The organism is Amazonocrinis nigriterrae CENA67, assembly GCF_016056305.1.
Taxonomy (GTDB): domain Bacteria; phylum Cyanobacteriota; class Cyanobacteriia; order Cyanobacteriales; family Nostocaceae; genus Amazonocrinis; species Amazonocrinis nigriterrae.
In genome coordinates, this window is record NZ_JAECZC010000080.1 from 1 (window position 1) to 11,013 (window position 11,013).

An 11,013-nucleotide genomic window follows, 5' to 3' on the forward strand; every position below is an offset into this window, starting at 1 on the left:
CCCGCACCCCTGCACCCCTGCACCCCTGCTACTCTGAAAGCGCATGTTTTTTCAGTTCATCTAGGGAAACTACTTCTAATGCTCTAGGATGAGTGGCGCAAAGAATGACAGGTGGAGCAACACCAGCTTCTAGAGCCTCTAAAAAGCGAGAAGCACACAAACACCAGCGATCGCCTGGTTTCAAACCAGGGAAATTATAATCAGGAACAGGGGTGCTAAGGTCGTTACCTCGTGATTTGGTAAACTCAAGGAATTCTGCTGTTACTTGGGCACATATGACATGCGATCCAAAATCCTGACCGCCTGTGCGACAAAAACCGTCGCGATAATACCCAGTCATGGGAGAAGTGCAGCAAAGCTCTAATTTTGTGCCGATTACGTTTTTAGCCTCTGTCATGATCATTTCCTTATGGCTTGAGCAACAGCTGTTTTAGCGCCAGCATTAATTTTACTGGAAATTTTTGTTTACGGTTGACAGTCATCACTCATCAGTCAACAGTCATCACTCATCACTCATCACTCATCACTCATCAGTACCCTAAACTACAGTTTGCCTATCAAAATAATGTTGTATTTTTTAATATGTTTTATGGTAGAATTATGCTTGTAGTAAATACTTCTAGGGATAGATGAGTAATCAAAGTGGACACTCAAACCATAAGTGGGTGCAACCTCATGATCCTGCAAATGCAGAGTTGAAACTACAACAAAAGCGACCGAAGGAGCCAACATTCTACTATTTTGCTTACGGCTCTTGTATGTGTCCGGTGGATTTGAAGCGATCGCTTGGCGAGAATACCCACCATTACATCATCGGTACTGGAATATTAAAAGAATATCGATTAGGGTTTTATCTGTGTTCTCCAACTCGCAATTGTGGCGTTTTGGATGTAGTCAAAGACTCCAAAGCTAGTGTCAGAGGCGTACTTTATCAGCTACCCTTGCGGCTGAGTGAACACCTAGACATACGTGAAGGTGTTTCCCAAGGACTTTATCGTCATGAAATAGTAGATATTCACTGCCAAAATCGGGTGTATAAAGATGTTCGCACCTATGTAGTAGTCAATAAACTTGCAGAAGAAATCGCACCCAACGACTGGTACTTTAACGTTGTGCTGCGGGGTGCTGTCACCTGTGGACTACCAGAGGAATATTGCTGGCATTTATTTAATCACATGTATCAATTGCAACAAAGACATCAAGAACAGCAAAACATGCGATCGGCTTAGCAATTACTATAATCTCAACGGACAAAAGTCAAGCTTGAGAGAACTTGATCAAATACCTTTTTATTAAAGATAGTAGTAGGGCGTCCTTCTTTAAAGTTAAACGGTGCTGAGATAGTAATAATATATTTACGGTCAGGAGTGAACAAAGAAACATTTTGATTAACTCCTAAAGTACTAGAAATGTAAGTTATGGCGGCTCGATTAGCGACTTTGATATTTTCAAATTTTTCTGCTGTAGGGTCGTCTTTTTTAATGAGATTTGTTAAACTCTGGTTTTGAGAATTAACAGACTTGACATAGATAGAAATACTCTTTGGTAATTCTGTAGGAGCTTGGTTTTTAATTAAACATTGTGCCTCGGCAAAACTATTAGGATCAAATATTAGCAATACATTGCCTTGACGCACCATTGTTCTATAGTTATTTGGGATTTTAAAGCTATAACCAAATTTTTCTTGACGAATGGTTCGAGTTTGCACCGAAGCAGGAACTACCAAGTTTCGAGGGCAGTCTTGAGCCTGTACAATATTTGAAGTAGCAACGAAAGTAACGCTTGCTAATGCAGCGCTTAATAAGACAGTTTTAATTTTCATAATTTCCCTGTTGTGTAAAAATTATTAGTGAGATTTATAGCGAATTGCAATTGAGTAAGGTACACCGTAGAAACAATTCATAAATTGCCTCTACAATTAGCCCCTGTCTAATTCAGATGAAAGCTGCTATAAATAAATTGACGATCGCATTAGTCAGAAAGTGCCAGATTACAGCTAAAACTTTTACCTACATTTCTATCTTGAAAATAAGACATAGTTTTTTATTTGTGTGACGAAATGTAAATATTAAAACTTTTTTGGAGAGGAGTTTTTTAAATCTGTCGAACTCACGTTAACTTAAAAGCGAGGTGCTATATGAAACACCTCGCCAGATGCAGATTTATTATTTTCTAATGCAGCTGAGTGATGAAAACAGCTAGTTGTGATTAAACAACAACAAAATTGTTTGCTGTTAGTGAAAGTCCAGCATCTAGTTGTGCAAATTTGACTTGAGTAAAGCTACTGCCAGTACCATCTGAGTCAAAGTACAATGCACCTGTGTTGCCATCATAGATAAATCGCTGGTCGCTGTTGGTTGCAGATACTCCCAAGTTAAATTGACTCTCTAAGAGTGAACCTGTTGATAAACCACCACCAAAACCATTAGCCGATACTTGAATGAGATCATTAGCAGCACTGAAGTCATAAAGGCTATCGATACCTTCGTTGTAACTGTTGAAACCAAACCTATCGATGCCATCACCACCAATTAGGATATCATCGCCATCGCCACCAATGAGGGTATCGTCACCATTGCCACCATTGAGTGTATTGTTGCCTAATGCCCCAGAAGCAAGCAGGTAATCATTGCCATCGCCACCCAACAGCAAGTTATCGCCAAGTGAAATGCTAACATTCAAGTAATCGTTACCAGCGCCACCATCAAGGGTGTTATTGCTTGACGTGGAGACATCCACATCTACAACATATTGGTTGTAGCTCTCGTCGTAGTAGCTGTAACTGTAGCTGGTTGTGCCCGAAGCAGAAAGAGAATCATTACCATCGCCGCCATCAAGTAAATTATTGCCGCTTGAATAATTAGCATTCAATGAATCATCACCAGTGTCACCAACTAGGGTGTTATCGCCTGTTGAATACTCAACATACAACTGATCATTACCAGCACCACCATTAAGGGTGTTATTCCCTGACGTGGAGATATAAAAAAGTTGATCAGTTCTATCGGGGAAGTCGGGATTGAAGTACTGAAGGTAGGTTTCACCAGAGACGGAGAGATAATCATTGCCATCGCCCCCAGATAGCAAATTATCGCCTGTTGAATAATCAGCAATCAAAGAATCGTCACCAACGCCACCAACTAGGGTGTTATTGCCAGAGTCCAAGTAATAGCGTTTTTGGTAGTAGTAGTAATCCTCCTCATAGTAGTAATAGCCAGAAGCAGAGAGATAATCATTACCATCGCCGCCATCAAGTAGATTATTGCCTCTTGAATTGTTAGCAGTTAAGGAATCATTACCAGCATCACCAAGTAGTGTGTTATTACCTGTTGACAAGTTAACATTTAAGGAATCATCACCAACGCCACCAACTAGTCTGTTATTGCCTGTTGACAAGGTAACACTCAAGGTATCGTTACCAGTTTGACCGTCTAAAGTGTTATTGCCTGCCGAATTGTTAGCACTCAAAACATCATTACCATCTCCACCATCAAGCAGATTATTACCTGTTGAATTGTTAGCACTGAGGGTATCGTTACCAGCACCACCATCTAAAGTGTTATTACCAACCGAGGGAGTAATAATTACAAATCGGTCGCTGTCGGTAATGATGCCAGAGGTAGAAAGATAATCATTGCCATCGCCCCCATCAAGCAGATTATCTCCAACTGAAGCATCAGCATACAAACTATCGTTACCAGCGCCACCAACTAGGGTGTTATTGCCAGAGATGGTATAGCCAAATGCTTGCCCATAAGCGCCAAAGAATTCTCCAGAGGCAGAAAGATAATCATTACCATCGCCCCCATCTAACAGATTATCCCCAACTGAAACGTTAACAGATAAGCGATCATTACCAGCCCCACCATCTAAGGTATTATTGCCTGATGAGGCGTAGAGGGCATCTATTGTTTCAGAGTAGCCTATTAAGTAGTAGCCAGTAGCAGAGAGACTATCATTGCCATCGCCACCAGAGAGTAAATTGTTACCTGTTGAATAGTTAGCACTCAAAGAATCGTTACCAGCGCCACCGTTGAGGGTGCTATTCACAGAGGCGGCATAGCCATAGCTATAGTCAATTTCGAGGTAGTATTGACCAGAGACGGAGATATTATCATTACTGGCTGTACCTGTGACTTCTAATCTTTCGATATTTTGGAAGCTAACTTGATTCGTGCCTGCGGTAATCAAGCCAAGATTAGTAGCAGCGTTGTAACTTGAGGTGATCGCCACACTCGCATTGCTGTAATCAATGGACAAATAATCGTCACCTGTTCCGCCATCCACTGTTTGAGTTACTAAAGAAGATGGGGCAGTAGACGAGGCACTAGTATAAATGGTGTCATTGCCATCGCCGCCCAACAGCAGGTTATCGTCAGTGGAAATGCTAACGTCTAAGGTATCGTCTCCAGCACCACCATCAAGGGTGTTGTTGCCTGAAGTAGAGACATCCACGGTTACTTCTTCACTGTATAGTGTGTAGTTAGCTTGGTCGTAGAAATATTGAGTATAAGTGTAGCTGGTGTTGCCAGAGGCAGAAAGAGAATCATTGCCATCGCCGCCAGAGAGTAAATTATTGCCGCTTGAATAATTAGCATTCAATGAATCATCACCAGCATCACCATTTAAGGTGTTATCGCCATTGGAAAGGCTAACATTCAACTGATCATTACCAGCACCACCATTGAGGGTATTATTGCCTGAGGTGGAGAGATAAACAAGTTCATTCGGGTATTCCCCAAAGAACGTGAACGTCTGAACGTACTCTTCGCCAGAAGCAGACAGATAATCATTGCCATCGTCCCCAGATAGCAGATTATCGCCTGTTGAATAATCAACAATCAAAGAATCGTCACCTGTACCACCAACTAGGGTGTTATTGCCAGTGTAGTCTAAGTAAGTGCGATCGCCGTAGTAGTAGTCTTCGTAGTAGTAATAGCCAGAGGCAGACAGATAATCATTGCCATCGCCACCAGAGAGTAAATTGTTACCTGTTGAATTGTTAACACTTACAGAATCATTACCAGTGCCACCATCCAAAGTGTTATTGCCTCTTGAAAAGGTAGCACTCAAGGAATCTTGACCAGCGCTACCATCAAGGGTGTTATTACCTCTTGAATAGTTAACATTCAACAAGTCGTTACCATCACCACCATCAAGGGTGTTATTGCCTCTTGAATAGGTAGCATACAAGCGATCGTTACCAGCGCCACCATCTAAGGTATTATTACCTGTGCCGCCGTAAATATAGAGACTACCTCTGGAAGCGGGAGTAGAGGCAGAAGCAGAGAGATAATCATTGCCATCGCCTCCATCAAGCAAATTATCGCCTGTTGCACCCTCAGCAATCAAAGAATCGTTACCAGCGCCACCAATGAGTGTGTTATTGCCAGATATGGTATAGCCAAATGCTTCTCCATAAGTGCCAAAGAATTCTCCAGACGCAGAAAGATAATCATTGCCATCGCCTCCATCAAGCAGATTATCACCAACTGAAACGTTAACAGACAAGTGATCGTCACCAGCGCCACCATCTAAGGTATTATTGCCTGATGAAGCGTAGAAGGCATTTATTCCGTCAAAGTAGTCTATTAAGTAGTAGCTAGAAGCAAAGAGACTGTCATTGCCATCGCCACCAGACAATAGGTTACTACCCGTTGAATAGTTAGCACTCAAAAAATCGTTACCAGCACCACCAAGTAGGGTGTTATTGCCCGAGGCGGCAACGGCATAACCAAAGTAGGCGTACTCTAAGTAGCCAGAGGCTGAAAGAGTATCATTACCATCACCACCATTGAGTAGATTATCGCCTGTTGAAGCTATAGCACTCAAAGAATCGTTACCAGCACCACCATTGAGGGTGTTATTGCCTGACGTAGAGACGTAAATTGGATCGAACGAATTATCGAAGTTGCCAGAGGCAGAAAGAGTATCATTGCCATCGCCACCAGATAGCAAATTGTTACCTGCTGAAACATCAACAGACAAACTATCGTCACCAGCGCCACCATTTAAAATATTATTACCTGATGAGCGTTCAATGTTATACGTTCCAGATCTGGGGTCTTCGATGTCATAGATTGGTGAAAAAGTGCCTCTGGCAAAGAGACTATCATTGCCATCGCCCCCATCGAGGAGATTATTGCCTGTTGATCTGCCAGCACCTAAGAAATCGTTACCAGCACCACCGAGTAGGGTGTTATTGCCTGTTGAATCAGTAACATACAAACTATCGTTACCATCCCCACCATCTAAAATGTTATTACCAGAGGTCTTATAAACCGAGGCACCTCTGTAGACAGAGAAGGAGTAGCCAGAAGCAGAGAGATAATCATTGCCATCACCGCCATCAAGCAGATTATCGCCAACTGAACCCTCTGCATACAAGCGATCGTCACCAGTGCCACCGAATAGGGTGTTATTACCAGAGATGGAATAGCCGATTACACTATAAATTAACACACTCTCGAAGTAGGCAGAGGCGGAAAGATAATCATTGCCATCGCCACCATTGAGCAGATTATCGCCAACTGAAAGATCAACATACAAAGAATCGTTACCAGCACCACCGAGTAGGGTGTTATTGCCTCTGGCTGCATAGCCCGGTTCAGTTCCATCAAAGCCGAGGTTTGCAAAGTAGCCAGAGGCAGAAAGATAATCATTGCCATCGCCCCCATTAAGCAGATTATTACCTGTTGAACCCTCTGCATTTAAGTTATCGTCACCAGCGCCACCATCTAAGGTGTTATTGCCTGATGAGGCGTAGACGGTATATGTAAAGTCTGGGATGTTTAGGAATGAGTAGCTAGAGGCAGAAAGAGTATCATTACCATCGCTACCAGAGAGTAAATTGTTACCTGTTGAATAGTTAGCACTCAAAGAATCGTTACCAGCGCCACCCTTGAGTGTGTTATTACCTCTGGCAGCATAACCATAACTATACTCATTCCCCGTGTAGTCATCGTATGCGATGTAGACTTGACCAGAGACGGAGATATTATCATCACTGGCTGTACCTGTAACCTCTAATGCTTCGATACTGCGGTAACTAACTTGATTTGTGCCAGCAGTAATTAAGCCTTGATTTATACCAGCATCGAAACTCGAAGTGATTCCCACACTCGCATTGCTGTAATCCACAGACAAATAATCGTTACCTGTCCCCCCATCTACTGTTTGAGTGACTAATGAAGTCGGGGCTATACTTGGGGCGCTGATATAAAACGAGTCATTGCCACTTCCACCCAATAGTGTGTTATTGCCACTAGTAGATAAAGCCTTGAAGATATCATTATTCGCCCCTCCCTCTAAGCTGTTATTCCCACTGGAATGGCTAATATCCAAATAATCATTGCCGCTTCCACCCAATAGTGTGTTATTCCCACTAGTAGAAAAGGCATTCAGGCTATCGTTTCCAGAACCACCATCTAGTGTGTCGTTGCCGCCGTTACTATATAAAACATCATTACCTCCGTTGCCTCGAATCAAGTCATTGCACCTTGTGCCATTAAGGGTATCGTTCCCATTAGTACCATTGATGTTTGCCATGATTTTTACCTCGATGAATTGAATGTTTCAAGAACTGAAGTCTTCAAGTTGTACTGAAGGCCGTTTTAGGACATAAAGAAGTTGCCGAAAATTCATACTTCCGGTACGCTTTATGTCCTTCTTGAGGAAGAGCAATTTTTTGAACATTTACACTTTTGACCAAATTACAAGTAGCATTTATCTAACTACCTAAAACTCTCTAAGTCTTACTTACGCACTACAAAAAATCATGAACACATGAAATACTAAAATAGCTCGAATTAAGCTTTTTCAATCATGCTGCAATTCCTGAATAGCACAGAAAAAGCATCCAATAATCAAGCTTGATAGTTAAAAACCTCACTCGATATTTGGTTTTCTGCCAATGCATAAGTCCTACTAAGTAAGTAAACGCAATTACCTGTAAGATGTCCGAAGCAAGCTGAACGAAGTGAAATATAACAATCTCAGTTTTTGCGATCGCTTCTCTTCGTAACCCTGTAGGAAGGCGTTCCGCTAACGCTGCGGACAACTATCTTATATTTTTTTGATCTACTTACTGAGTTTGAGAATAGGAATAGGTGACAGCTGAGTAAATAATTACAAGTTTCCTAATTCGTAATTCGCAATTGCAGGTACAAGTCCCTTGCTGTAGTTATGGAAACTAAAAAGACATTCCTGGCTACAAGCCCACGACTAAAGTCGCAGGATAATAATTACGAATTACGAATTATCTTGACAGAAAAAGACATTTTGCTCTCCTGATTGCGGACTCTTACCCGTGAATATCTAGCCTGAGAATTGGGAACATTTAAAATAATAGCTTAACAACTTGATACTGTATATTCACTTACATGTCTATGCTTTTAAAAGCATCTTTACATACTCTTCATCTGATGAGTTGAGAAACTGATATAAAAGTAAATAATTTTACATATTATTTACATAGTTTTAATCAAAAATTTGCAGGCAACAGAAGGCATATATCTAAAGAAGTAGTAGAGAATACATATTTTTATTAACAATTTTTTATTCTTAGTTAGTAAGAAGCTTGGCATAAATTATTACCTAACTGGTTTGGTGTAAATTCAGTTAACTAGTGAGGGTTATCAGTCGTTAGTTGTTAATAGTATAGGTCTCATACATATTTACGTTTTGTAACATGGTCAATTTGATTTTCAATCATCTACTTGTAGCAATCCTTATTAACTTGTGAAAATTATCGAATTTCATACCCACCCCTCTCTAATTACCGCTGAAAAGTGTAGGTTTTTGAGGTGAGCATAAGTCTATACTTGAAAATTAGCTTTGTGAACCCCTCAAAACTTAAACATTCAATTGTCCAATTACTGCAATACTTTCTTCATCGTTTGAGAACTAGGTAAAAAATCATAGATTCATACACAACAAATCTAGATGAGATTAATAAGCCTACATATTAACCACGTATTCATCAGGGTTTTAGCCCTTGTGTAAAAAGTAACTACGCATATCAGCCTAATTACCCCCTGCCTACTTGCACTAATCAAATGACAAACAACCAAGGAATTAGTTTATGCTGGGAGTAGTGAAAGCTTAAGAAATTTTAAATTCTGTTCCCAGAGTACTCATGCAATGCATTGTTAATCGCCGCGCTCAGTTTTCGGCAAGCCACCGTTATTGGTTGTCAGAACTGAGTGAAGCCGAAAATATTGAGAAATTTGGTGCTTGCTCTAAATTTCCTGGACACGGACATAATTATGTCTTATTTATCTCCCTAGCTGGAGAATTAGATAAATATGGCATGGTGCTGAACTTGTCAGACGTGAAACAGGTAATCAAGCGCGAAATTACTAGCCAACTAGACTTTTCTTATCTCAACGATGTGTGGGCAGAATTTCAACAAACTCTGCCCACCACTGAAAATATTGCACGGGTTATCTGGCAACGGCTAGCACCCCACTTGCCTTTAGTCCGTGTGCAGTTGTTTGAAAATCCTGAACTTTGGGCAGATTATATGGGAAACGGAATGGAAGCGTACCTCAGCGTCAGCACTCACTTTAGCGCCGCTCACCGGCTAGCTCATCCTGATCTCAGCAATGAAGAGAATGCTGAAATTTACGGTAAGTGTGCGCGTCCTCACGGTCACGGACATAACTACCATTTAGAAGTCACTGTCAAAGGAGAAATTGATCCGCGTACAGGCATGATTGTCGATTTAGTTGCTTTGAATCGGGTGATAGAAGATTATGTGGTAGAGCCATTCGATCACACCTTTTTAAACAAAGACGTTCCTTACTTTGGTCAAGTTGTGCCCACTGCTGAGAATATCGCACTTTATATTAGCAAGGTACTGCGATCGCCCATTCAAGAATTAGGAGTTAAGCTTGACAAAGTTAAGCTGATTGAAAGCCCTAATAATTCCTGCGAAATCTACGCCACTGATTTAGAATCAAACCATTCATTGGTACCAGATGCAGTTCTCGCTTCGTTGTAATACAGTCGAAACCTCACCCTGTATTCGTTAACACCAACGCTTCCCTCCCAGCTAGCTGGGAGGGAAGCGTATTTTATGCCAACGAAAACTGCTATATTTTTCCTCTAATATCAAGTTCGCTTAATTATAGCCGTAGTCATACAGGTTAGGACAGTGTTGATTGCTCAAAGCCTTGAATAAACTGGCTTTTGACTCAGCACGAGCGCACTTTGCTATATCTTCCCAGCGTTGCTTTCCGCTTCATTTGTGATTTTTGCAACGTGATCCATAAGTGTTCTTTTTTGGCATAATATTACCAATCTAATTGGTAAATTGTTGGTTGTCCCGGCAAGGAGTGGGGAAATGGGAGGCTTCGGGGCCCCTCTGGGGTTGGGGGGCAATGAGGAGGATGAGGGAGAAATAACTACTGACAACTGACTACTGACTACTGACTACTGACCTCCAACTTTTGACTATGCCACAAGATTTATCTCCACTTTGGATTTCGCTAAAAACATCTTTACTTGCTACATTTATTACTTTTTTTATCGGTATTGCTGCTGCCTATTGGATGAACGGATATCGCGGCAAAGGCAAATCTTTAATTGAAGGTTTATTTGTTGCTCCCTTGATTTTACCTCCGACTGTGGTTGGTTTTATACTATTGGTCTTTTTTGGCAAAAATGGCCCCGCAGGGAAACTGATGCAGTCTTTTGACTTCAGTATTGTCTTCACTTGGTATGGTGCAGCGATCGCAGCTACTGTGGTAGCCTTTCCGTTGATGTATAAAACTGCATTGGGAGCTTTTGAACAAATTGATCAAAATCTGCTACGGGTAGCTAGAACCCTTGGTGCAAATGAATCGACAATCTTTTGGCGCATAAGTTTACCCCTAGCGGCTCCTGGTATTGTAGCAGCCACAACCTTAGCCTTTGCCCGTGCCTTGGGTGAATTCGGCGCTACCTTGATGCTGGCTGGGAACATACCCGGACAAACCCAAACTATTCCCATGGCGATTTATTTCGCGGTAG

General features: G+C 41.5%; 7 protein-coding genes. 3 read left to right on the forward strand and 4 right to left on the reverse strand.

Translation table 11 applies throughout. The annotated features are described in order from the left end of the window. Positions 1-28: 28 nt before the first annotated feature. A complete protein-coding gene (locus I8748_RS27780) occupies positions 29-397 on the reverse strand; it encodes a DUF2237 family protein (RefSeq protein WP_198127741.1) in 369 nt (122 codons plus the stop codon). A 232-nt stretch (positions 398-629) separates the two neighbouring features. Here I8748_RS27780 and I8748_RS27785 point away from each other — a divergent pair, with 232 nt between their 5' ends. Then, positions 630-1,229 carry a gamma-glutamylcyclotransferase gene (locus I8748_RS27785; protein ID WP_198127742.1) on the forward strand — a complete coding sequence of 200 codons (600 nt, stop codon included), beginning with the start codon at positions 630-632 and terminating at the stop codon, positions 1,227-1,229. A 14-nt stretch (positions 1,230-1,243) separates the two neighbouring features. On the opposite strand, the gene I8748_RS27790 is transcribed toward I8748_RS27785, so the two are convergent. From I8748_RS27790 to I8748_RS34750, 3 genes are all read right to left on the reverse strand, one after another. Beyond that, entirely contained in the window at positions 1,244-1,822 is a 579-nt protein-coding gene (locus I8748_RS27790) for a hypothetical protein (protein ID WP_198127743.1), read from the reverse strand. A gap of 386 nt (positions 1,823-2,208) precedes the next feature. Then, positions 2,209-7,548, reverse strand: coding sequence for a beta strand repeat-containing protein (locus tag I8748_RS27795; protein WP_198127744.1), 5,340 nt, complete (start codon positions 7,546-7,548; stop codon positions 2,209-2,211). Positions 7,549-7,822: 274 nt separating this feature from the next. Then, complete coding sequence (locus I8748_RS34750; RefSeq protein WP_214662787.1) at positions 7,823-8,059, reverse strand: hypothetical protein; 237 nt, start codon at positions 8,057-8,059, stop codon at positions 7,823-7,825. Positions 8,060-9,136: 1,077 nt separating this feature from the next. On the opposite strand from I8748_RS34750, the gene I8748_RS27800 reads away from it, so the two are divergent. Together I8748_RS27800 and modB are read left to right on the forward strand one after the other, a co-directional pair. Further along, positions 9,137-10,003 (forward strand): 6-carboxytetrahydropterin synthase, encoded by an 867-nt coding sequence (locus tag I8748_RS27800; RefSeq protein ID WP_198127745.1) that lies wholly within the window; start codon positions 9,137-9,139, stop codon positions 10,001-10,003. 454 nt (positions 10,004-10,457) lie between these two features. Then, the coding region (gene modB, locus I8748_RS27805) for a molybdate ABC transporter permease subunit (RefSeq protein ID WP_198127746.1) at positions 10,458-11,013 on the forward strand (556 nt) is incomplete at its 3' end.

What these genes read in the sequence shown, in the direction of transcription:
- I8748_RS27790 (WP_198127743.1), bottom strand. Translation starts at nt 1,822, where the DNA reads ATGAAAATTAAAACTGTCTTATTAAGCGCTGCATTAGCAAGCGTTACT.
- I8748_RS27780 (WP_198127741.1), bottom strand. Translation starts at nt 397, where the DNA reads ATGACAGAGGCTAAAAACGTAATCGGCACAAAATTAGAGCTTTGCTGC.
- I8748_RS27800 (WP_198127745.1), top strand. Translation starts at nt 9,137, where the DNA reads ATGCAATGCATTGTTAATCGCCGCGCTCAGTTTTCGGCAAGCCACCGT.
- I8748_RS27795 (WP_198127744.1), bottom strand. Translation starts at nt 7,548, where the DNA reads ATGGCAAACATCAATGGTACTAATGGGAACGATACCCTTAATGGCACA.
- I8748_RS27785 (WP_198127742.1), top strand. Translation starts at nt 630, where the DNA reads ATGAGTAATCAAAGTGGACACTCAAACCATAAGTGGGTGCAACCTCAT.